Source organism: Pseudomonas flavescens, assembly GCF_013408425.1.
Lineage (GTDB): Bacteria > Pseudomonadota > Gammaproteobacteria > Pseudomonadales > Pseudomonadaceae > Aquipseudomonas > Aquipseudomonas fulva_A.
Window position 1 is genome coordinate 1600709 of sequence record NZ_JACBYV010000001.1, and the last position, 23353, is coordinate 1624061.

Sequence of the window (23353 nt, forward strand, 5' to 3'; positions counted from 1 at the left end):
TGAGCACGCATTCTCTTTTGTGACAAAGGCTTATGAGGTGTTTTTATGAGCGAAGTCAAGCATTCCCGCCTGATTATCCTGGGCTCCGGACCCGCCGGCTACAGTGCTGCCGTGTACGCTGCTCGTGCCAATCTGAAGCCTGTCGTGATCACCGGCATTCAACCTGGCGGCCAGCTCACCACCACGACCGAAGTGGACAACTGGCCGGGTGACGTCGAAGGCCTAACAGGCCCGGGCTTGATGGAACGTATGCAGAAACACGCCGAGCGCTTCGAAACCGAGATCATCTACGACCACATCCACACCGCCGAGTTGCAGAGCCGTCCGTTCACCCTCAAGGGCGACAGTGGCACCTACACCTGCGACGCGCTGATCATCGCCACCGGCGCATCGGCTCAATACCTGGGCCTGCCGTCCGAGGAGGCATTCGCCGGCAAGGGCGTTTCCGCCTGCGCGACCTGTGATGGCTTCTTCTATCGCAATCAGGTGGTCGCGGTGATCGGTGGTGGCAACACGGCTGTCGAAGAGGCGCTCTACCTCTCCAACATCGCCAAGGAAGTGCACCTGGTGCACCGCCGCGACAAGCTGCGTTCGGAGAAGATCCTCCAGGACAAGCTGTTCGACAAAGTGGCCAACGGCAACATGCGCCTGCACTGGAACCACACCCTGGAAGAAGTCCTCGGCGACGCCACTGGCGTAACCGGCGCCCGCCTGCGCAACACCCTGGACGGCAGCACCAGCGATCTGCCGCTGGCCGGTGTATTCATCGCCATTGGTCACAAACCGAACACCGACCTGTTCCAGGGCCAGCTGGAGATGCGCGATGGCTACCTGCTGATCAAGGGCGGCAACGAAGGCAACGCCACCGCCACCAGCATCGAGGGTGTTTTCGCTGCCGGTGACGTGGCCGACCACGTGTATCGCCAGGCCATCACCTCGGCCGGCGCTGGCTGCATGGCTGCCCTCGACGTCGAAAAATTCCTCGACGACAACTGATCAACCTGGGCGGTGTAAAACCCGCCCTCCCCTGCCGCGGTTTCGCCAATGCTCACCTGGTTGCAACGCGACTCTCTGACCTTTCCGCCCCTCGACAAGGCCCTGCGCGAGCCCAACGGCCTGTTGGCCGCTGGCGGCGACCTGCGCGCTGACCGGCTAATCGCCGCCTATCGACACGGCTGCTTCCCCTGGTACCAGGACGGGCAGCCGCTGCTGTGGTGGTCGCCAGACCCTCGCACGGTGCTGTTTCCCAACGAAGTGCATGTATCGCGCAGCCTGCGCAAGGTCATTCGCCAGGGGCATTACCGGGTCAGCTTCGACAAGGCCTTCCCGGATGTCATCCAGGCCTGTGCCGCGCCACGCGACTATGCGGACGGCACCTGGATCACCACGCCCATGCAACAGGCCTACATCGAGCTGCACGGGCGTGGCGTGGCTCACAGCGTGGAGGTCTGGCAAGACGAGCGACTGGTCGGCGGGCTCTACGGCCTGGCCATGGGCAAGCTGTTCTTCGGCGAGTCGATGTTCAGCCGCGCCGACAATGCCTCCAAGGTCGGTTTCGTGACCCTGGTCGAGCACCTCAGGCGCTGGGGTTTTGAACTGATCGACTGCCAGATGCCGACCCAGCACCTGCACAGCCTGGGTGCCCGGGCGATAAGCCGCGCGCAATTCGCTGACTATCTGCAGCGCTATCTCGAGCAGCCCAGCACCGCCCACTGGCTGGCGCCGCTACAACCAACCGACGGGTGACAGGCCTGTTCTGGTGGAGGCCGGCGACCTGGCATACACTCATTCCAGGCTAACCTAGGGAGTCGATCATGACTGAGCTGGCTCGCCTGAAGTTCTACGCCACCCAGCCGCACCCTTGCAGCTACCTGGCCGAGGAACAGGCCACCACCCTGTTCCTAGATCCCAGTCAGCCCATGGATGCGCATATGTATGCCGAGCTTTCCGAGCTCGGCTTTCGGCGTAGCGGCGATCATCTCTACCGCCCGCACTGTCAGCGCTGCACGGCGTGCGTGCCCGCGCGGATTCCGGCTGCCCGCTTCGTGCCCAATCGACAGCAGCGCAAGATCCTCAAGCGCAACGAGTCGATTCAGGTACGTGCGGTGCGCCCGGTATTCAGCGAGGAGTACTACGCGCTGTACGTTCGCTACATCGAGCAGCGCCATGCCGACGGCGACATGTACCCACCGAGTCGCGAGCAGTTCTCCACCTTCCTGGTCCGCGACCTGCCGTTCTCGTGCTTCTACGAGTTTCGCGAAGATGGCCGCCTGCTGGCCATCGCCGTCACCGACGTGTTGCCTAATGGATTGTCGGCGGTCTACACCTTCTACGACCCCGACGAGGAGCGCCGCAGCCTGGGGCGCTTCGCGATCCTCTGGCAGATCGGTGAGGCGCTGCGAATGGGGCTCCAGGCGGTCTATCTGGGCTACTGGATCAAGAACTGCCGAAAGATGAACTACAAGACGCAATATCGACCCATCGAGCTGTTCGTCAATCAGCATTGGGTAGCCCTTACCTGACGGCTTTGCGCACCTCGGCACGACTGCGTCGCCGAAACAGGAACAGACCCTTGGCGTCAACCCCGTTTTTCGGGCACAATGCACGCCGCTTTTGCCTGGGGCCAGTTGCGCCGGGCCATTCATTGGATACCGAGGGCTTTACTGCATGTCGAAAGAAGACAGCTTCGAAATGGAAGGCACTGTCGTCGACACCCTGCCCAACACCATGTTTCGTGTGGAGTTGGAAAATGGGCACGTCGTTACCGCGCACATCTCCGGAAAGATGCGCAAGAATTACATCCGCATTCTGACTGGTGACAAGGTCCGCGTAGAGCTGACCCCTTACGACCTGAGCAAGGGTCGCATCACCTACCGCGCCCGCTAACAGGTAGGAGCCACGCTCCCACCTGCTTCGTGCGGTAATGAAAACGCCCGGCATATGCCGGGCGTTTTCGTTGCTCTTGCAGCGTAATCCGCCTGATTTGGCGGGCTCGACGAGCCCGCCAGTCATGCCTCAGGCCATTTCCGCCGTGGTCTCGAAATCGAACGTCAGTTCGCCGTTCTCGAGATTCACATGGACGGTACCGCCATGCTCGGACAGCTCGCCGAAGAGGATCTCCTCCGCCAGCGGACGCTTGATCCGATCCTGGATGAGACGAGCCATTGGCCGCGCGCCCATCTGCACGTCGTAACCCTGCTCCGCCAGCCAGTCACGCGCAGCGTTGCTGACCTCGAGCATGACGCGCTTGTCTTCGAGCTGCGCCTGCAGCTCGATGAGAAACTTGTCGACGATGCTCTTGATCGTTTCGTGACTGAGGCGGCCGAACTGGATGATGGTGTCCAGGCGGTTGCGGAACTCCGGCGTGAAGCTCTTCTTGATGACTTCCATGGCATCGGACGAGTGATCCTGATAGGTGAAACCAATCGACGCCCGCGAGGCCGTTTCGGCACCGGCGTTGGTGGTCATGATCAGGATGACGTTGCGGAAATCCGCCTTGCGCCCGTTGTTGTCGGTCAGGGTGCCGTGGTCCATCACCTGCAGCAGCAGGTTGAAGACTTCCGGGTGCGCCTTCTCGATTTCATCGAGCAGCAGCACGCAATGCGGCTGCTTGGTGATGGCCTCGGTCAGCAGGCCTCCCTGGTCGAAACCGACATAGCCAGGAGGGGCGCCGATCAGACGAGACACGGTGTGTCGCTCCATGTACTCGGACATGTCGAAACGCACCAGCTCGACACCCAGGGCCTTGGACAGCTGACGAGCCGCCTCGGTCTTGCCGACGCCGGTCGGACCAGCGAACAGGAACGAGCCGACCGGCTTGTCCGGCGCCTTGAGGCCTGCGCGCGACAGCTTGATGGCAGTGGCGAGCGAATCGATGGCAGCGTCCTGACCGAATACGGTCAGTTTCAGGTCGCGCTCCAGGTTACGCAGCAATTCCTTGTCGGAGCTGCTGACGTGCTTTGGCGGAATCCGCGCGATCTTGGCGACGATGTCTTCGACCTGCGGGACGTCGATGCGCTTGAGGCGCTTGTCCTGCGGCTGCAGACGCTGATAGGCGCCCGCCTCGTCGATCACGTCGATCGCCTTGTCGGGCATGTGCCGATCGTTGATGTAGCGCGAAGCCAGCTCGGCAGCTGCACGCAACGCCTCATCGCTGTACTCGATGTCATGGTGCTGCTCGAAGCGCCCCTTGAGGCCCCTGAGGATGCCGATGGTGTCTTCCACCGAAGGCTCGACCACGTCGACCTTCTGGAAGCGCCGTGCCAGGGCACGATCCTTCTCGAAGATGCCGCGGAACTCCTGAAAGGTCGTGGAGCCGATGCAACGGATCTCACCCGACGACAGCGCCGGCTTGAGCAGGTTGGAAGCGTCCATGACGCCACCCGACGCAGCACCGGCGCCGATGATGGTATGAATCTCGTCGATGAACAGGATCGCGTGGGGGCGTTTGCGCAGCTCGGTGAGCAGTGCCTTGAGGCGCTTCTCGAAATCGCCGCGGTACTTGGTGCCCGCCAGCAGTGCACCCAGATCGAGGGAGTAGACCACTGCGTCGGCGAGCAGATCAGGCACCTGATTGTCGACGATGCGCTTGGCCAGCCCTTCGGCGATGGCCGTCTTGCCGACGCCCGCCTCGCCAACCAGCAGTGGGTTGTTCTTGCGGCGGCGGGCGAGAATCTGCGCCACACGCTCGACTTCGTTCTCACGGCCGACCAGCGGATCGATACGGCCCTGACGCGCCAATTCGTTCAGGTTGCTGGCGTAGGCATCCAGCGGGTTGCTGGAAGACGAGGACTCACCGCCCTCTTCGTCCTGCATTTCCTGCTCGGCGTCCGGGGATGTTCCCTGACCTGGCACCTTGGAAATGCCGTGGGCAATGAAATTGACCACGTCGATACGCGCCACGCTCTGCTGCTTGAGCAGGAACACGGCCTGACTTTCCTGCTCGCTGAAGATCGCGACCAGTACGTTGGCGCCGGTCACTTCACGCTTGCCGGAGCTTTGCACGTGGAACACCGCACGCTGCAGAACGCGCTGGAAGCCCAGTGTTGGCTGGGTTTCACGCTCTTCGTCATGCTGTGGAATCAGCGGCGTGGTCGAGTCGATGAATTCCTGCAGATCGTTGCGCAGCTTGTCCAGGCTGGCGCCACAGGCGCGCAGCACGCTGGCTGCGGCTTCGTTGTCCAGAAGAGCCAGCAGGAGGTGCTCCACCGTCATGAATTCATGACGCTTGGCACGTGCCTCCTTGAAGGCAAGGTTGAGGGTGACTTCGAGCTCTCGATTTAACATAGCTTCACCTCATGCCCAAGCGGCCGGCGTTAACCGTCCTTCTCGATTTCACAGAGTAATGGATGCTGGCTTTCCCGCGCGTATTGATTGACCTGGGTGGCCTTGGTCTCAGCGATATCGCGGGTGTAGAGACCGCAAACGGCGCGACCTTCGGTGTGCACGGTCAACATGATTCTGGTCGCCACCTCCCGATTGAGGTTGAAGAAGGTCTCGAGTATCTCGACCACGAAATCCATGGGGGTGTAGTCATCATTGAACAAGATCACCTTGTAAAGCGGAGGCGCCTGCAATGCCGGCTTGGATTCCTCGACGGCCAGGCCTGAAGAGTCGTCCTCATGCGGTGCGGGTCGATCCTGATTGAATGTTAGTCGAATCTGGCTACTTGCATGCATGCTGGATAAAAGGTTCGTGGGTGAATGGAGATGGGCAGCAAAAACTAAGACCCGTTTATCGTTGCTTCGTGCGTTGCCTTGACTATCGGCAAAAGGGTGTTACAACCAAAGGATACCCCTACGGGGTGAAAGGGCTTGCGCACGTACGAGCTATCTTACGGACGCGGGATCTAATGTGGATGATACTCCAGCAATGGAGTTCCTTGCAGAGGGATATCAGCATGCTAAGTGGTAAGGTCAAGTGGTTCAACAACGCCAAGGGCTATGGGTTCATCCTGGCCGAAGGCCGAGATGAGGACCTGTTCGCCCATTATTCGGCCATCCAGATGGACGGGTACAAAACCCTGAAAGCCGGACAAGCCGTGAGCTTCGATATTATTCAAGGCCCCAAGGGCCTCCACGCCGTGAATATCAGCGCTGCTCAGGCAGCTTCTGAAGTTGCTACCACCGCCACCAGCAGAGTGCGCGGGGAGACCGTCGAGGTTTGATTTCCTAAGCTGCTTGGCTGCACGCAAAAGCCGGTCTCAGGACCGGCTTTTGCGTTTCAGCGATGAAATCGGTCACTCCTCATCGGATCTTCGTCCGTCGGCCTGCTACGACCTTGGTCCAATTGACCGCGGGATACCGCGAAACGCCTGAGCCCAGACAGTAACGCCATGGCCTGCGCTTGCTCGTCGAGAACCTCGACGAGGCCCCTTCCTGGCGACTTCAGCAGCCCGAAACGCCCATCCGATCCGCGCTGCCAGCAACTTGGTCACTGCCATCGCCCTCTGGTTTGATATACTCGGGCGCTGACTGAGTAGTCATAAAGGCGCATTTGCCTGGAGTACGGCTTCCAGCACTCGTCGCGCCGACCTTCAGAGGCGATCCGCTACCGCCGTCGGTCGATTGCGACACCCAACATCATCGGGATGGAACTTCGAATTCACATCATTGATGCCGAGCCGTGGTCAGAAGCCACCTCACCCGGATCAGTGCTTTGTGCAAGTTCAGCAAAAAGAGAGTTAAATCAAATATGACCACACGCTCTAAGATTATCTACACCCTCACCGACGAAGCCCCTGCGCTTGCGACCTACTCCCTGCTCCCTGTCGTCAAAGCCTTCACCGCCTCTTCGGATATCGCCGTCGAAACCCGCGATATCTCGTTGGCCGGCCGTATTCTGGCCCTCTTCCCCGAGTTTCTGACCGATGCTCAGAAACAGGGTGATCACCTGGCCGAGCTGGGTGCACTGGCTACTACGCCAGAAGCCAACATCATCAAGCTGCCGAACATCAGCGCCTCGGTTCCGCAACTGAAGGCCGCGATCAAGGAGTTGCAGAGCCAGGGTTACGCCCTGCCTGACTACCCGGACACCGGCGACAGCGACGAAGCACGCGACATTCGCAGCCGTTACGACAAGGTCAAGGGCAGCGCCGTGAACCCGGTACTGCGCGAAGGCAACTCCGACCGTCGCGCGCCGCTGTCGGTCAAGAACTACGCCCGCAAGCACCCCCACAAAATGGGCGCCTGGAGCGCTGACTCCAAGTCCCACGTGGCGCACATGGAAAGCGGCGATTTCTACGGCAGCGAAAAGGCCGCTCTGATCGACGCCAAAGGCAGCGTGAAGATCGAACTGATCGGCACCGATGGCACCGCCACCGTGCTGAAAGAGAAAACCTCGGTCCTGGCCAACGAAGTCCTGGATTGCTCGGTACTGAGCAAGAAGGCACTGCGCAGCTTCGTCGCCGCAGAGATCGAAGACGCCAAGAAACAGGGCGTGCTGTTCTCGGTCCACCTGAAGGCCACCATGATGAAGGTCTCCGACCCGATCATCTTCGGCCAGATCGTTGCCGAGTTCTACAAGGCTGCCCTCGAGAAGCACGCTGCGGCCCTGCAGGAAGCCGGCTTCAACCTGAACAACGGTATCGGCGACCTGTACTCCAGCATCAAGAAGCTGCCCGCTGACAAGCAGGCCGAGATCGAAGCCGACATCGCCGCCGTTTATGCCGATCGTCCGGCGCTGGCGATGGTCAACTCCGACAAGGGCATCACCAATCTGCACGTACCGAGCGACGTGATCGTCGACGCCTCGATGCCAGCCATGATTCGTGACTCGGGCCGCATGTGGAACACCGCAGGCGAGCTGCAAGACGCCAAAGCGGTGATCCCGGATCGTTGCTACGCCGGCATCTACCAAGTGGTCATCGAGGACTGCAAGGCCAATGGCGCCTTCAACCCGACGACCATGGGCAGCGTACCGAACGTTGGCCTGATGGCTCAGAAAGCCGAAGAGTACGGCTCCCACGACAAGACTTTCCAGATCCAGGCCAACGGCGTGGTTCGCGTCAGCGATGCCAATGGCAAGGTGCTGATGGAGCAAAAGGTCGAGGAAGGCGACATCTTCCGCATGTGCCAGACCAAGGACGAGCCGATCCAGGATTGGGTCAAGCTGGCCGTCAACCGTGCACGCCTGAGCGACACTCCTGCGGTGTTCTGGCTTGACCCGGCGCGCGCGCATGACGCCGAAATGATCAAGAAGGTCGAGCAGTACCTGAAGGATCATGACACCAGCGGCCTGGACATCCGCATCCTCGCCCCGGTCGAAGCCATCAAGTTCTCCCTGGCACGCATTCGCGAAGGCAAGGACACCATCTCGGTGACCGGTAACGTACTGCGCGACTACCTGACCGACCTGTTCCCGATCATGGAGCTGGGCACCAGCGCCAAGATGCTCTCGATCGTGCCGCTGATGAATGGCGGCGGCCTGTTCGAAACCGGCGCTGGCGGTTCTGCGCCGAAGCACGTCCAGCAACTGGTCGAGGAAAACTTCCTGCGCTGGGATTCGCTGGGTGAGTTCCTGGCTCTGGCCGCTTCCCTGGAGCACCTGGGCAACACCTACGACAATCCGAAGGCACTGGTACTGAGCAAGACCCTGGATCAGGCCACCGGCCAGTTCCTCGACACCGACAAGTCGCCAGCACGCAAGGTCGGCGGTATCGACAACCGTGGCAGCCACTTCTACTTGGCGCTGTACTGGGCTCAGGCTCTGGCGGCACAGAATGAAGACGCCGCACTGCAGGCGCAGTTCGCACCGCTGGCCAAGACCCTGAGCGACAACGAAGCCAAGATCGTTGCCGAACTGGGCGCGGTACAGGGCAAGCCGGCTGAAATCGGTGGTTACTACGCGCCGAACAAGGCGCTGACCGAAAAAGTCATGCGTCCAAGCGCGACCCTCAACGCCGCCCTGGCCTCTCTGGCTTGAGTGATTCGTTGAGTTAAAAGGACCCCGGCCCTGTGCCGGGGTTTTTTATTTCCTACCCGCTGAAGGAGGCTTCATGACCTGGCATGCGCACGTCACCGTTGCAACGATCGTCGAGCAAGACGGACGTTTTCTGTTCGTCGAAGAACTCAAGGGCGGCCGCCTGGTGCTCAATCAGCCCGCCGGCCATCTGGAACCCCGGGAAAGCCTGCTGCAGGCCGCGGTACGGGAAACCCTGGAAGAGACCGGCTGCGATGTCGAACTGACCGGCGTTACCGGCATCTACCTGTACACCGCACCGAGCAACGGCGTGACCTATCAACGCATCTGCTTCACCGCCAATCTGCTCGCGCATCACCCCGAGCGCGCGCTGGATAGCGATATCAGCGGCATCCGCTGGCTCACTCATGAAGAGCTCCAGGCCGAGTCCGATCACCTGCGCAGCGAGCTGGTGATGCGCTGCCTGGACGACTACCTGGCGGGCGCCCGCTTTCCCTTGAGCCTCATCCACGAACCGATGTAGGCACGGGCGGCGCTCGCGCAAGCGGCCGAACTGAAACGTCGGGCACATCCTGTTAGAATCTCGCCCCTTTGAAGCCTGTATTGATCCCGACCATGCAAGATCCAGCCACTCAGCGCGTAATCGTCGGCATGTCCGGCGGCGTCGACTCCTCCGTATCGGCCCTGCTGTTGCTCGAACAGGGCTATCAGGTCGAAGGCCTGTTCATGAAGAATTGGGACGAGGACGACGGCACCGAATACTGCACCGCCATGGACGACCTGGCCGACGCCCAGGCCGTTTGCGACCGCATCGGCATCAAGCTGCACACCGCCAACTTCGCGGCCGAGTACTGGGACAACGTGTTCGAGCACTTCCTGGCCGAGTACAAGGCTGGTCGCACGCCGAACCCGGACATCCTGTGCAACCGCGAAATCAAGTTCAAGGCGTTCCTCGATTACGCCCTGATGCTCGGCGCCGACCTCATCGCCACCGGCCACTACGTGCGCAGGCGTGACATCGACGGGCGCAGCGAGCTGCTCAAGGGGCTGGACCCGAACAAGGATCAGAGCTATTTCCTGCACGCCGTTGGCGGCGAGCAGATCGCCAAGACCCTGTTCCCGGTTGGCGAGCTGGAAAAGCCCCAGGTGCGCGCCATCGCCGAGAAATACGAGCTGGCCACCGCCAAGAAGAAGGACTCCACCGGCATCTGCTTCATCGGTGAGCGGCGCTTCAGCGATTTTCTCAAGCAGTACCTGCCGGCGCAGCCGGGCGACATCGAAACCACCGAAGGCGAGGTCATCGGCAAGCACCACGGCCTGATGTACCACACCATCGGCCAGCGCCAGGGCCTGGGTATCGGCGGTCTCAAGGATGCCGGCGACGAGCCCTGGTACGTGTTGCACAAGGACCTGACCCGCAACGTGCTGGTGGTCGGCCAGGGCAACGAACACCCCTGGCTGTTCTCCCGCGCCCTGAACGCCTCGCAGATCTACTGGGTCAATCCGATCGAGCTCGATGCTCCGCGTCAGCTGACGGCCAAGGTGCGCTATCGCCAGGCCGACCAGACCTGCACCCTGGAACGCAGCGTCGATGGCTACCGGGCCGCGTTCGACCAGCCGCAGCGCGCAGTCACGCCCGGACAGTCCGTGGTGTTCTACGATGGTGATATCTGTCTTGGCGGTGGCGTGATCGAAAGCGCCGAGCCCTGGAGCGAGGGCGCCCCGCGATGAACCCGATACAAGAACAGTTGATCGCCCTTGGCGCGGTATTTCAGGCCGCGGTGATGGTCGACAAGATCGCCAAGACCGGCCAGGCCGCCGAGAGCGAAGTGACCTGCCTGATCGGCAGCCTGCTGGTGCGTGACCCCAAAGGTACCCTGGATGTGTTCGGCGGGGATGACCTCAATCTGCGTGACGGTTACCGCGCCCTGGTCAGCGCCCTGGAGCGCGACCCGACCAGCCTGCAGCGCGAGCCCCTGCGCTATGCACTCGCCCTGCTCGGCCTGGAACGTCAGCTCGACAAGCGTGGCGACCTGCTGCAGTTGATGGGTGGGCGCCTCGATCAGGTCCAGAGCCAGGCAGAACACTTCGGCATTGGCCACGAGAACGTGATTTCCTCGTGCGGCGCGCTGTATCAGGACACCATCAGTACCTTCAAGCAGCGCATTCAGGTGCAGGGCGACAGCCGCTTTCTGCAGCAGCCGGCCAATGCCTCGAAAATCCGTGCCTTGCTGCTCGCTGGCATCCGTTCCGGACGCCTGTGGCGGCAGTTGGGCGGTCATCGCTGGCAGTTGGTGTTCAGTCGTCGCAAATTGCTGCGTGAGCTTTACCCGATGCTGCGCGGCTGACAGCACTCTCAAGCCGAATATCAAGACTCTGGCTTATCTTCATGATTAGTATGGATTTTCATTTGAAAATCTCGCTTCTTGAAAAGCCATCAGTCCGCTGTTACTCGAAGCCTGGCGCTTGCAACGCGCCACTTCGTGTATGATATGCCCCCTTTTCAACGCCCGACTGTCCGAGAACGCCTCCCATGCTGCTTTCCTCGCTCACCGCGGTTTCGCCCGTAGATGGCCGCTATGCCGGCAAAACCAGCGCTCTGCGCCCCATTTTCAGCGAATACGGCTTGATCCGCTTCCGCGTTCAGGTCGAAGTCCGCTGGCTGCAGCGCCTCGCTGCCCACGAAGGTGTGAGTGAAGTCGCGCCCTTCTCCGCCGAAGCCAACGCGCTGCTCGATGAGCTGGCCGAGAACTTCGCGGTCGAGCACGCCGAGCGCGTCAAGGAAATCGAGCGCACCACCAACCACGACGTCAAAGCCGTGGAGTACCTGCTCAAGGAACAGGCTGCCAAGCTGCCGGAGCTGGACAAGGTCAGCGAGTTCATCCACTTCGCCTGCACCAGCGAGGACATCAACAACCTGTCCCACGCCCTGATGCTGCGTGAAGGCCGTGACAACGTGCTGCTGCCGCTGATGCGCCAGATCGCCAGCGCCATCCGCGAATTGTCGGTGAAGTTCGCCGACGTACCGATGCTGTCGCGTACCCACGGCCAACCAGCCTCGCCCACTACCCTGGGTAAAGAGCTGGCCAACGTCGTCTATCGCCTCGAGCGTCAGATCGTGCAGATCGCCGCCGTGCCGCTGCTGGGCAAGATCAATGGCGCGGTGGGCAACTACAACGCTCACCTGTCGGCCTACCCGCAGATCGACTGGGAAGCCAACGCCCGCCAGTTCATCGAGAACGATCTGGGCCTGCAGTGGAACCCCTACACCACGCAGATCGAGCCGCACGATTACATCGCCGAGCTGTTCGATGCCATCGCCCGCTTCAACACCATCCTCATCGACTTCGATCGTGATGTCTGGGGCTACATCTCCCTGGGCTACTTCAAGCAGAAGACCATCGCCGGCGAGATCGGCTCGTCGACCATGCCACACAAGGTCAACCCGATCGACTTCGAGAACTCCGAAGGCAACCTGGGTATTGCCAACGCGCTGTTCCAGCACCTGGCCAGCAAGCTGCCGATTTCCCGCTGGCAGCGTGACCTGACCGACTCCACCGTGCTGCGCAACCTTGGTGTCGGCTTCGCCCACAGCGTGATCGCTTATGAAGCAAGCCTCAAGGGAATCAGCAAGTTGGAGCTCAATGCTCAACGTATTGCTGAAGACCTGAACGCCTGCTGGGAAGTGCTCGCTGAGCCGATCCAGACCGTCATGCGTCGCTACGCCATCGAGAACCCCTATGAGAAGCTCAAGGAGCTCACTCGCGGCAAGGGCATCACGCCAGAAGCGCTGTTGGCCTTCATCGATGGCCTGGATATGCCGCAGCAGGCCAAGGAAGAGCTAAAGCAGCTCACTCCCGCCAACTACATCGGCAACGCGGTGGCTCAGGCCAAACGCATCTAGGCTATAGCCAGTCTCAAGGACGCCCGGCTGAAGCCGGGCGTTTCTTTTTATACGCTTTAATAAATATCAAGGACTTACAGATGAATCCTGATGCTCCTCTTCAGCTATTGGGTGGCCTGAGCGCACGTGAGTTCCTGCGCGATTACTGGCAGAAGAAGCCCCTGCTGGTGCGCCAGGCCATCCCCGCGTTCGAAAGCCCGATCTCTCCGGACGAACTGGCCGGCCTCGCCCTCGAGGAAGAAGTGGAATCGCGCCTGGTAATCGAGCATGGCGAAACGCCTTGGGAGGTGCGCCGGGGCCCCTTCGCCGAGGATGCGTTCTCGCAGTTGCCAGAGCGCGAATGGACGCTACTGGTGCAGGCCGTCGACCAGTTCGTTCCAGAGGTTGCCGAGCTGCTGGAAGAATTCAAGTTTCTGCCCAAGTGGCGTATCGATGACGTGATGATCAGTTTCGCCGCACCTGGCGGCGGCGTTGGTCCGCACTACGATAACTACGATGTGTTTCTCCTGCAGGGCCATGGCCGTCGTCGCTGGCAGATCGGCCAGATGTGCGATTCGCAAAGCCCCCTGCTGCCGGATCTCGACATGAAGATCCTGGCTCAATTCGATCAAACCGAAGAATGGGTTCTCGAGCCCGGCGATATGCTCTATCTGCCGCCGCTCCTGGCCCATAGTGGCACCGCCGAGGATGACTGCATGACTTATTCCGTGGGTTTCCGCGCACCCAGCGCGGCCGAAGTATTGACCCATTTCACCGATTTTCTCGGTCAGTTCCTGCCCGATGAAACGCGCTATAGCGACGCCGGCACCGTGCCCGTCAGCGACCCCAACGAGATTCAGCGCGACGCCCTGGACCGCCTCAAGGCGCTGCTCGCCGAGCACATGAGCGACGAGCGCCTGTTGATGACCTGGTTCGGCCAGTTCATGACCGAGCCACGCTACCCGGAGCTGATCGCCGGTATCGAGATCGACGAAGACGGCTTCCTCGACCAGCTGGAAGACGGCGCCGTGATGATCCGCAACCCCAGTGCACGCATGGCCTGGTCCGAAGTCGGCGAAGACCTGGTGCTGTTCGCCAGCGGCCAGAGTCGCGTCGTTTCCGCCGGCCTGCGTGAGCTGCTGAAAATGATCTGCTCTGCCGATGCCCTGCACCTGGAAAACCTTGGCCCATGGCTGGCCAACGACGAAGCACGCACCCTGCTGCTGGAACTCGCCAAGCAAGGGAGCGTGGAGTTCGCCGATGAATGACCTGCACGTACGCATCGCCGACTGGCACAGGGATTACGAAGAACTGCGACGCATCCGTGAAACGGTATTCGTCGCTGAGCAGGCGGTGCCGCCTGAGCTGGAATGGGACGCCGAAGACAGTGATGCCGTGCATTTTCTCGCCTGCGAAGGCGATTACCCGATCGGCACCGCGCGCCTGCTGGCCGATGGTCAGATCGGTCGGGTATCGGTACTCAAGGACTGGCGCGGACTGAAGGTCGGCGAAGCGCTGCTGCATGCAGTGATCGCCGAAGCCGAGAAACGCGGGCTGAGTCAGCAAATGCTCAGCGCCCAGGTGCAGGCAACGCCGTTCTATGAAAAGCTGGGCTTCACTGTAGTGAGTGACGAATACCTGGAAGCGGGCATTCCCCACGTCGACATGGTGCGCAGCAGCGGCTGATGAATCAGCTGTGGCTACGCCGGTGCCACAGAGGTCAGCATGAACGATGAACACACGCCCGATGATGCCGAACTCGAACCCATCGAGTTCGAGTCACCCGGGCGTTTCACCTTGCACAACCCGGACAGCCAGCTGCCATCGCCTGCAGCCTGGGAACCGGCGCCCTTCGTGCTGGGCAGCGAGCAGGCGCTACAGCGCTTCAGTTTGCCCGACCACGCCCGTAGCCATGCACTGGCACTGATGCAACAGGCCGGCCGCACGCTGTGCCTTTACAGCCCCGATCTCGAGCCCTGGCTCTACCACCACAGCAGTATTCAACAGGCGTGCACGCAGTTTCTGTTGAGCCACCGCAACAGCCGGCTACGCATTCTGGTGCGTGACAGCAGTCGCGCAGTTCGTGACGGGCATCGACTGATCGCCTTGTCGCGCAAGCTGTCCAGTCACGTGCAGATTCGCCGCTGCCATCCCGATTACCCGGCCCCCGAGGGCGCTTTTCTGCTGGCTGACGATCAGGGCCTGCTGGTGCGCCCCGAGCCGGATCAATTTGCCGGCTATGCGAAATACCAGGATCCCGCTCGTGTTCGCCAGTTGCAGCGGCTGTTCGACCAAACCTGGGATACCAGTATCACCGATCCTGATTTGCGGAGTTTTCTGCTATGAAGAGTTTCCTGCTGAAACGGCGCTTTCTCGGCGCAGCGCTGCTCGCTTTCAGTCTCTCGGCGTCGGCTGCCACCGAAGTCATCCCGCTCAACTACCGGACCGCAGCCGACCTGCTGCCCGTGGTGCAGTCGGCCCTCGGCAACGAGGGGCGCGTCAGCGCCTACGGCAACCAGCTCATCGTCAATGCGTCACCCGGCAAGATCGAAGAGGTCCGCGCCCTGCTCGGCCAGCTCGATACTCAGCCCCGGCGGCTGCTGATCAGCGTCGACACCAGTGAGTCCGCCTACCGCGATGACCGGGGGTACAGCGTCGATGGCAGCATCAGCGCCGGCAACGGCCAGGTGGATATCGGCCGCGGTGAAATCCAGGGGCGTGATCAGGCACGCATCATCCGCCGCAGCACCGACAGCCGCGGCGGCGGCACTCAGCAGGTACAGACCAGCGAAGGCTATCCAGCGCTGATTCAGGTCGGCCAGAGCGTGCCGGTGACCACCAGCAGCCGCGGCCCCTACGGCCAGATCACCAACAACACCGAATACCGCAACGTCACCCAAGGCTTCTACGTCACCGCCAGCCTGGCCGGCGAAGTCGTGCATCTGGATATCAGCAGCAATCGAGATCGGCTGAATCAGAACCAGCCGGGCGTGATCGACATTCAGCAGGCCGATACCCGGGTCAGCGGCCGGATCGGCGAGTGGATCAGCATTGGCGGCAGCAGCGAGCAAAGCCAGGCAGACCGCAGCGGCGTATTGCGGCGCTACTCGACCGAAGGCCGTGAAGATATGAGCATGCGCGTGAAGGTCGACGTAATCGACTGAAAGCCCCGTAAAACGTGACTATACGGTCGATCTAAGACTTATGTAGTAGATCTAAAAAAACACTACAAAAACGATTGACGAACATTTTCGTCGGTCGCATGATGGCCTCGCTCCCGCTAATCAGGGGCTCTGGAAACGGAGCCTCCGGGTCGTATTCTTGCTTACCGCAAGATCGATTCGTGTTGTTAAGCCCACAAGGCAGTTCGACGAGATGGCGACTGGAACGAGGTTGTCCTGAGGGACGGGGAAGCGTTTCACGTATCGAATTGCACAGTGCCAAGGGCGTCCACGGGCCTGCACGCACAACAGCTCGCCTACCCGGCGAGTGGCAAACGATACGTTTCGTCCACCCGACCCAAGTGTCCTCCTCATTCCGGTTTCCTCTCAACGTCTGCGGTGAGCTCGCTCCGAGCCCTGCGCCTTGACTGCGCGCGACGTTCGGCGCTCGACCAAACACACACTTGAAGGATTGACCATGTCAGCTTACGAAAACGACATCAAAGCCGTTGCCGCCCTGAAAGAAGCCGCTGGCAGCAGCTGGAGCGCCATCAACCCGGAATCCGTCGCACGCATGCGCGCCCAGAACCGCTTCAAGACCGGCCTGGACGTCGCCAAGTACACGGCAGCCATCATGCGCAAGGACATGGCCGAGTACGACGCCGACTCCTCCGTCTATACCCAGTCCCTCGGCTGCTGGCACGGTTTCATCGGCCAACAGAAGCTGATTTCCATCAAGAAGCACCTGAAGACCACCAACAAACGCTACCTCTACCTGTCCGGCTGGATGATCGCCGCGCTGCGTTCCGATTTCGGCCCGCTGCCCGATCAGTCCATGCACGAGAAGACTGCGGTCGCCGCGCTGATCGAGGAGCTCTACACCTTCCTGCGCCAGGCCGACGCCCGTGAGCTGGACCTGCTGTTCAGCGCCCTGGACGCCGCCCGCGACGCCGGTGACAAGGCCAAGCAGAGCGAAATTCAGGCGCAGATCGACAATTTCGAAACCCATGTGGTGCCGATCATCGCCGACATCGACGCCGGCTTCGGCAACCCGGAGGCCACTTACCTGCTGGCCAAGAAAATGATCGAGGCAGGCGCCTGCTGCATCCAGATCGAGAACCAGGTGTCCGACGAGAAACAGTGCGGCCACCAGGATGGCAAGGTCACCGTTCCCCATGTCGACTTCCTGGCCAAGATCAACGCCGTGCGCTATGCCTTCCTCGAGCTGGGCGTGGACGACGGCGTGATCGTCGCCCGTACCGACTCCCTGGGGGCAGGCCTGACCAAGCAGATCGCCGTGACCAGCGAGCCGGGCGACCTGGGTGACCAGTACAACTCGTTCCTCGACTGCGATGAAATCAGTGCATCGGAACTGAAGAACGGCGACGTGGTGATCAACCGCGAAGGCAAGCTGCTGCGACCCAAGCGCCTGCCGTCCAACCTGTTCCAGTTCCGCAAGGGCACCGGTGAAGATCGCTGCGTACTGGACAGCATCACCTCGCTGCAGAACGGCGCCGACATGATCTGGATCGAAACCGAGAAGCCTCACGTCGGGCAGATCAAGGCCATGGTCGATCGCGTTCGCGAAGTCGTTCCCAATGCCAAGCTGGTCTACAACAACAGCCCGTCGTTCAACTGGACGCTGAGCTTCCGTCAGCAGGTATTCGACGCGTTCGTCGCCGACGGCAAGGATGTTTCCGGCTACGACCGCGCCAAGCTGATGAGCGTCGAGTACGACGAGACCGAGCTGGCTCAGGTTGCCGACGAGAAGATCCGCACCTTCCAGCGCGATGGTTCGGCCAACGCCGGTATCTTCCACCACCTGATCACCCTGCCCACCTACCACACTGCGGCGCTGTCCACCGACAACCTCGCCAAGGGCTATTTCGCCGACCAGGGCATGCTGGCCTACGTGAAGGGCGTGCAGCGTCAGGAGATCCGCCAGGGCATCGCCTGCGTCAAGCACCAGAACATGGCTGGCTCGGACATCGGCGACAACCACAAGGAGTACTTTGCGGGTGAAGCGGCACTGAAGGCCGGCGGCAAGGACAACACGATGAACCAGTTCCACTGACAGAACTGACAGACGTGCGCGTCGTCAGGCGCACGCTGTAACCCTTGAGCCCCGGCAGCGATGTCGGGGTTTTTTTATTGCTGTAACTAATAGGCGAGAAAGTTCAATGGTCATTGTGTGTTGAAGTGCGCCATGGATGGACAACTAAGCGACAAGTAAAAGCTTAAAAGAACAAATTCTCAAATGATAAATATTCCCATTGAAGTCTGTTTAATTATTCACTACATGCATTTAAGCGGGGCGACCATAGAGCCATGTCATTTTTATAGGTCATTGATTTAAAAGGGCAAATGCTCTTTTCTCGATGTCAGGCAAGCGACTTAATATTAATTTTTTGCGCTGAAAAATTTACTTACACCCAATACAGGCATAACATTATGCAAATAGATGCGAGGCGGCTGTGGTTGCCTTGCCATAACTTTAATTACGCGTGAAGCCGTTCCTTGCCTGAGGAGTCCCGGCATGTTGGAAGCAAGCAGTTCCCTGTCCCACAACTGGGCGTTGGCCGTTTTTCTGCTGGGGGTCGTTGGCCTCTGTGCGTTCATGATGGGCGTATCCAGCCTGCTGGGTAGCAAGGCATGGGGCCGCAGCAAGAACGAGCCGTTCGAATCGGGCATGCTTCCCACTGGCAGCGCACGTCTGCGTCTGTCCGCAAAATTCTATCTGGTCGCGATGCTCTTCGTGATCTTCGACGTCGAAGCCCTCTTTCTCTTCGCCTGGGCCGTCTCCGTTCGCGAAAGCGGCTGGGCCGGCTTCATCGAAGCAGCCGTTTTCATAAACATTCTGTTGGCAGGTCTTGTCTACCTTTGGCGTATCGGTGCGCTCGATTGGGCACCCGAGGGCCGTAAGTCTCGGCAAGCGAAGCTGAAACAATGAGGCTTTGGCGATGCAATACAAACTTACTCGGATCGATCCGGATGCTCCCAACGAGCAATACCCGATCGGCAAGCAGGAGGTCGTTTCCGACCAGCGTCTAGAAGACGAAGTGCACAAGAACATCTACATGGGGAAACTCTCGGATGTTCTCAGTGGTGCGGTGAACTGGGGTCGCAAGAACTCCCTGTGGCCGTACAATTTCGGCCTGTCGTGCTGCTACGTGGAAATGACCACCGCCTTCACCGCGCCGCACGACGTTGCGCGCTTCGGTGCCGAGGTAATCCGCGCATCCCCACGCCAGGCGGACTTCATGGTCATCGCCGGCACCTGCTTCATCAAGATGGCGCCCGTCATCCAGCGTCTCTATGAGCAGATGCTCGAGCCCAAGTGGGTCATCTCCATGGGTTCGTGCGCCAATTCCGGCGGCATGTACGACATCTACTCGGTCGTTCAGGGTGTCGACAAGTTCCTTCCCGTCGACGTCTACATACCCGGTTGCCCGCCCCGTCCCGAGGCATTTCTGCAAGGGCTGATGCTGCTGCAGGAATCGATCGGTCAGGAGCGCCGCCCGCTGTCCTGGGTCGTTGGCGATCAAGGCGTTTATCGCGCCGAGATGCCTTCCCAGAAAGAACAGCGCCGCGAGCAGCGTATTGCGGTTACCAACCTGCGTTCCCCTGACGAAGTCTGAGTCCCGCTTTCCAGCAAGGCCGGATTCACTCTCACCGTTGACCGATAGCGATCGAGACCATGACTGCAGACACCACCGTGTCCATTGCGCCGTACAAGGCGGACGACCAAGACGTCGTCGTTGAGCTTCAATCCCGTTTTGGCGCCGACAGCTTCACGCTGCAGGCCACCCGCACCGGCATGCCGGTCATCTGGGTCGGCCGCGACAAGCTCGTCGAGGTGCTGCGCTTCCTGCGCCAGGCATCGCGCCCCTACGTCATGCTGTATGACCTGCACGGCGTCGACGAGCGCCTGCGCACTCAGCGTCGCGGCCTGCCGGACGCTGACTTCACCGTGTTCTACCACCTCATGTCGCTGGAGCGTAACAGCGACGTGATGATCAAGGTGGCCCTGCGCGAGGGCGATCTCAACCTGCCTTCGGTGACCGGTATCTGGCCGAACGCCAACTGGTACGAGCGCGAAGTGTGGGACCTCTACGGCATCCATTTCACCGGTCACCCGCACCTGACCCGGATCATGATGCCGCCGACCTGGGAAGGTCACCCGCTGCGCAAGGACTATCCGGCGCGCGCCACCGAATTCGATCCGTTCAGCCTGACCCTGGCCAAGCAACAGCTCGAGGAGGAAGCCGCACGCTTCAACCCCGAGGACTGGGGCATGAAGCGCCAGAGCGAGAACGAGGACTACATGTTCCTCAACCTCGGCCCCAACCACCCGTCTGCGCACGGTGCGTTCCGCATCATCCTGCAGCTCGACGGTGAAGAAATCGTCGATTGCGTGCCAGAGGTCGGTTACCACCACCGTGGTGCCGAGAAAATGGCCGAACGCCAGAGCTGGCACAGCTTCATTCCCTACACCGACCGTATCGACTACCTCGGCGGGGTGATGAACAACCTGCCTTACGTGCTCTCGGTCGAGAAGCTCGCGGGCATCAAGGTGCCGCAGAAGGTCGACACCATCCGCATCATGATGGCCGAGTTCTTCCGCATCACCAGCCACCTGCTGTTCCTGGGTACCTATATCCAGGACGTCGGCGCGATGACCCCGGTGTTCTTCACCTTCACCGACCGCCAGCGTGCCTACAAGGTGATCGAAGCCATCACCGGTTTCCGCCTGCACCCGGCCTGGTACCGCATCGGCGGTGTCGCTCACGACCTGCCGCGCGGCTGGGAGAAACTGGTCAAGGAATTCGTCGACTGGCTGCCCAAGCGCCTCGACGAATACGAGAAGGCCGCGCTGCGCAACAGCATCCTCAAGGCGCGGACCATCGGTGTCGCTCAGTACAACACCAAGGAAGCGCTGGAATGGGGCACCACCGGGGCCGGCCTGCGCGCCACCGGTTGCGACTTCGACCTGCGCAAGGCACGCCCCTACTCCGGCTACGAGAACTTCGAGTTCGAAGTGCCGCTGGCCGTCAACGGCGATGCCTATGACCGCTGCATGGTGCGTGTCGAGGAGATGCGTCAGAGCATCAAGATCATCGACCAGTGCATGCGCAACATGCCGGAAGGCCCGTACAAGGCGGATCACCCGCTGACCACGCCGCCGCCGAAGGAACGCACGCTGCAGCACATCGAAACGCTGATCACCCACTTCCTGCAGGTTTCCTGGGGCCCGGTCATGCCGGCCAACGAAAGCTTCCAGATGATCGAAGCGACCAAGGGGATCAACAGTTACTACCTGACCAGCGACGGCAGCACCATGAGCTATCGCACCCGGATCCGTACCCCGAGCTTCCCGCACCTGCAGCAGATCCCTTCGGTGATCCGCGGCAGCATGGTCGCTGACCTGATCGCGTATCTGGGCAGTATCGACTTCGTTATGGCCGACGTGGATCGCTGAGGAAAACACCATGAGCAATGCAGCCCTGATTCAGACCGACCGTTTCGCCCTCAGCGAAACCGAGCGCTCGGCCATCGAGCACGAGATGCACCACTACGAAGACCCCCGTGCGGCGTCCATCGAAGCCCTGAAGATCGTGCAGAAGGAACGCGGCTGGGTGCCGGACGGCGCCGCCGACGCCATCGGCGCGATCCTCGGGATCCCGGCCAGCGACGTGGAAGGTGTCGCCACCTTCTATAGCCAGATTTTCCGCCAGCCCGTCGGCCGCCACATCATCCGTGTATGCGACAGCATGACCTGCTTCATCGGCGGCCATGAAAACGTTCTCGGCAGCATCAAGTCCGAGCTGGGCATCGTGCCTGGGCAAACCACCGCTGACGGCCGCTTCACCCTGCTGCCCGTGTGCTGCCTGGGCAATTGCGACAAGGCGCCGGCGATGATGATCGACGACGAGACCTTCGGTGACGTTCAGCCCGAAGGCGTGGCGCAACTGCTGGAGAATTTCCAATGATCAGTCGCAGCTCGAACCTGCTGACGTCTTTCGGCCCGGCGAACCGCATCGCCCGCAGCGAAGAGACTCATCCGCTGACCTGGCGCCTGCGCGATGACGCGCAACCGGTCTGGCTGGAGGAATACCAGCAGAAGAACGGCTATGCCGCTGCCCGCAAGGCGCTGGCCGAAATGGCCCAGGCCGACATCGTGCAGACGGTCAAGGATTCCGGCCTCAAGGGCCGTGGCGGTGCCGGCTTCCCCACGGGCGTGAAGTGGGGCCTGATGCCCAACGACGAATCCCTGAACATCCGCTACCTGCTGTGCAACGCGGACGAGATGGAGCCCAACACCTGGAAAGACCGCATGCTGATGGAACAGCTGCCGCACCTTCTGGTGGAAGGCATGCTGATCAGCGCCCGGGCGCTGAAGGCCTATCGTGGCTACATCTTCCTGCGCGGCGAATACGTCGACGCGGCCGCCAACCTCAACCGGGCAATCGACGAAGCCAAGGCTGCCGGCCTGCTGGGCAAGAACATTCTCGGCAGCGGTTTCGACTTCGAGCTGTTCGTACACACCGGCGCCGGGCGTTATATCTGCGGTGAAGAAACCGCACTGATCAACTCCCTGGAAGGCCGTCGCGCCAACCCGCGCGCCAAGCCGCCCTTCCCGGCCGCCGTGGGTGTGTGGGGCAAGCCGACCTGCGTCAACAACGTCGAAACGCTGTGCAACGTGCCGTCGATCATCGGCAACGGCGTCGACTGGTACAAATCCCTGGCCCGCGAAGGCAGCGAAGACCACGGCACCAAGCTGATGGGCTTCTCCGGCAAGGTCAAGAACCCGGGCATCTGGGAGCTGCCATTCGGCATCAGCGCCCGCGAACTGTTCGAAGACTACGCCGGTGGCATGCGCGACGGTTACACGCTCAAGGCCTGGCAGCCAGGCGGCGCCGGTACCGGCTTCCTGCTTCCCGAACATCTGGATGCTTCCATGTACGCCGCCGGCATCGCCAAGGTCGGCACCCGCATGGGTACCGGCCTGGCCCTGGCCATCGACAACACCGTGAACATGGTGTCGTTGCTGCGCAACATGGAAGAGTTCTTCGCTCGCGAATCCTGCGGCTGGTGCACGCCATGCCGTGACGGTTTGCCGTGGAGCGTGAAGATCCTGCGCGCTCTGGAACGCAAGCAAGGCACCCGCGAGGACATCGACACCCTGCTCGGCCTGGTCAATTTCCTCGGCCCCGGCAAGACCTTCTGCGCTCACGCGCCGGGTGCCGTGGAGCCGCTGGGCAGCGCGATCAAGTATTTCCGCGAGGAGTTCGACGCCGGTGTGATCACCGACGCGATCCAGCCGCCCGTGGCGGCACACGCGGTATGAGCCTGATGGCCGGACATGTGGGCGCGCTGCGCCGTCCGGCCC

General features: G+C 61.1%; 22 protein-coding genes. 20 read left to right on the forward strand and 2 right to left on the reverse strand.

Annotated elements, in window-relative coordinates:
- The first annotated feature begins 45 nt into the window (after nucleotides 1–45).
- The 4 genes from trxB to infA all read left to right on the forward strand — a co-directional run bounded on the left by trxB (nucleotide 46) and on the right by infA (nucleotide 2886).
- Nucleotides 46–996 (forward strand): thioredoxin-disulfide reductase, encoded by a 951-nt coding sequence (gene trxB / locus FHR27_RS07050; protein ID WP_179538166.1) that lies wholly within the window; start codon nucleotides 46–48, stop codon nucleotides 994–996.
- Nucleotides 997–1044: 48 nt separating this feature from the next.
- Nucleotides 1045–1746 (forward strand): leucyl/phenylalanyl-tRNA--protein transferase, encoded by a 702-nt coding sequence (gene aat / locus FHR27_RS07055; RefSeq protein ID WP_179538167.1) that lies wholly within the window; start codon nucleotides 1045–1047, stop codon nucleotides 1744–1746.
- Between the two features lie 68 nt (nucleotides 1747–1814).
- A complete protein-coding gene (locus FHR27_RS07060; protein WP_042552651.1) occupies nucleotides 1815–2522 on the forward strand; it encodes an arginyltransferase in 708 nt (235 codons plus the stop codon).
- A gap of 145 nt (nucleotides 2523–2667) precedes the next feature.
- The gene (gene infA / locus FHR27_RS07065; RefSeq protein ID WP_002553999.1) at nucleotides 2668–2886 is read left to right on the forward strand and encodes a translation initiation factor IF-1; all 219 of its coding nucleotides are present in this window, start codon (nucleotides 2668–2670) and stop codon (nucleotides 2884–2886) included.
- 129 nt (nucleotides 2887–3015) lie between these two features.
- On the opposite strand, the gene clpA is transcribed toward infA, so the two are convergent.
- Nucleotides 3016–5286, reverse strand: a complete 2271-nt coding sequence (clpA, locus tag FHR27_RS07070; RefSeq protein WP_042552650.1) for an ATP-dependent Clp protease ATP-binding subunit ClpA — start codon at nucleotides 5284–5286, stop codon at nucleotides 3016–3018.
- A gap of 29 nt (nucleotides 5287–5315) precedes the next feature.
- Entirely contained in the window at nucleotides 5316–5678 is a 363-nt protein-coding gene (clpS, locus tag FHR27_RS07075) for an ATP-dependent Clp protease adapter ClpS (protein WP_042552649.1), read from the reverse strand.
- Nucleotides 5679–5899: 221 nt separating this feature from the next.
- On the opposite strand from clpS, the gene cspD reads away from it, so the two are divergent.
- The 16 genes from cspD (at nucleotide 5900) to nuoF (ending at nucleotide 23311) form a co-directional block, all read left to right on the forward strand.
- The gene (gene cspD / locus FHR27_RS07080; RefSeq protein WP_179538168.1) at nucleotides 5900–6166 is read left to right on the forward strand and encodes a cold shock domain-containing protein CspD; all 267 of its coding nucleotides are present in this window, start codon (nucleotides 5900–5902) and stop codon (nucleotides 6164–6166) included.
- Between the two features lie 527 nt (nucleotides 6167–6693).
- Nucleotides 6694–8922 (forward strand): NADP-dependent isocitrate dehydrogenase, encoded by a 2229-nt coding sequence (locus tag FHR27_RS07085; protein ID WP_179538169.1) that lies wholly within the window; start codon nucleotides 6694–6696, stop codon nucleotides 8920–8922.
- A gap of 73 nt (nucleotides 8923–8995) precedes the next feature.
- Nucleotides 8996–9442, forward strand: a complete 447-nt coding sequence (locus FHR27_RS07090; protein WP_042552647.1) for an NUDIX hydrolase — start codon at nucleotides 8996–8998, stop codon at nucleotides 9440–9442.
- 92 nt (nucleotides 9443–9534) lie between these two features.
- Entirely contained in the window at nucleotides 9535–10650 is a 1116-nt protein-coding gene (gene mnmA, locus FHR27_RS07095; protein ID WP_179538170.1) for a tRNA 2-thiouridine(34) synthase MnmA, read from the forward strand.
- Nucleotides 10647–11267: a high frequency lysogenization protein HflD gene (hflD, locus tag FHR27_RS07100; protein ID WP_179538171.1), complete on the forward strand. Its 621-nt coding sequence runs from the start codon at nucleotides 10647–10649 to the stop codon at nucleotides 11265–11267. Before mnmA ends, hflD begins: the two co-directional genes overlap by 4 nt.
- A 185-nt stretch (nucleotides 11268–11452) precedes the next feature.
- Complete coding sequence (gene purB / locus FHR27_RS07105; RefSeq protein ID WP_042552644.1) at nucleotides 11453–12823, forward strand: adenylosuccinate lyase; 1371 nt, start codon at nucleotides 11453–11455, stop codon at nucleotides 12821–12823.
- 80 nt (nucleotides 12824–12903) lie between these two features.
- Nucleotides 12904–14070 carry a ribosomal protein uL16 3-hydroxylase gene (locus tag FHR27_RS07110; RefSeq protein ID WP_042552643.1) on the forward strand — a complete coding sequence of 389 codons (1167 nt, stop codon included), beginning with the start codon at nucleotides 12904–12906 and terminating at the stop codon, nucleotides 14068–14070.
- A complete protein-coding gene (locus FHR27_RS07115) occupies nucleotides 14063–14488 on the forward strand; it encodes a GNAT family N-acetyltransferase (protein ID WP_042552642.1) in 426 nt (141 codons plus the stop codon). Before FHR27_RS07110 ends, FHR27_RS07115 begins: the two co-directional genes overlap by 8 nt.
- A gap of 39 nt (nucleotides 14489–14527) precedes the next feature.
- The gene (locus FHR27_RS07120) at nucleotides 14528–15148 is read left to right on the forward strand and encodes a DUF7931 domain-containing protein (protein ID WP_042552641.1); all 621 of its coding nucleotides are present in this window, start codon (nucleotides 14528–14530) and stop codon (nucleotides 15146–15148) included.
- Entirely contained in the window at nucleotides 15145–15966 is an 822-nt protein-coding gene (locus FHR27_RS07125; protein WP_082045726.1) for a secretin N-terminal domain-containing protein, read from the forward strand. The genes FHR27_RS07120 and FHR27_RS07125 overlap by 4 nt, the downstream gene beginning before the upstream one ends.
- A gap of 475 nt (nucleotides 15967–16441) precedes the next feature.
- The gene (locus FHR27_RS07130) at nucleotides 16442–18037 is read left to right on the forward strand and encodes an isocitrate lyase (protein WP_179538172.1); all 1596 of its coding nucleotides are present in this window, start codon (nucleotides 16442–16444) and stop codon (nucleotides 18035–18037) included.
- Nucleotides 18038–18499: 462 nt separating this feature from the next.
- The gene (locus tag FHR27_RS07135; RefSeq protein WP_042552639.1) at nucleotides 18500–18913 is read left to right on the forward strand and encodes an NADH-quinone oxidoreductase subunit A; all 414 of its coding nucleotides are present in this window, start codon (nucleotides 18500–18502) and stop codon (nucleotides 18911–18913) included.
- A gap of 10 nt (nucleotides 18914–18923) precedes the next feature.
- Nucleotides 18924–19601, forward strand: a complete 678-nt coding sequence (locus tag FHR27_RS07140) for a NuoB/complex I 20 kDa subunit family protein (protein ID WP_042552638.1) — start codon at nucleotides 18924–18926, stop codon at nucleotides 19599–19601.
- A gap of 59 nt (nucleotides 19602–19660) precedes the next feature.
- A complete protein-coding gene (nuoC, locus tag FHR27_RS07145) occupies nucleotides 19661–21442 on the forward strand; it encodes an NADH-quinone oxidoreductase subunit C/D (protein WP_042552637.1) in 1782 nt (593 codons plus the stop codon).
- 10 nt (nucleotides 21443–21452) lie between these two features.
- On the forward strand, nucleotides 21453–21953 hold the full coding sequence (nuoE, locus tag FHR27_RS07150; RefSeq protein ID WP_042552636.1) for an NADH-quinone oxidoreductase subunit NuoE: 501 nt from the start codon (nucleotides 21453–21455) through the stop codon (nucleotides 21951–21953).
- Nucleotides 21950–23311: an NADH-quinone oxidoreductase subunit NuoF gene (gene nuoF / locus FHR27_RS07155; protein WP_042552635.1), complete on the forward strand. Its 1362-nt coding sequence runs from the start codon at nucleotides 21950–21952 to the stop codon at nucleotides 23309–23311. Before nuoE ends, nuoF begins: the two co-directional genes overlap by 4 nt.
- Nucleotides 23312–23353: the final 42 nt, after the last annotated feature.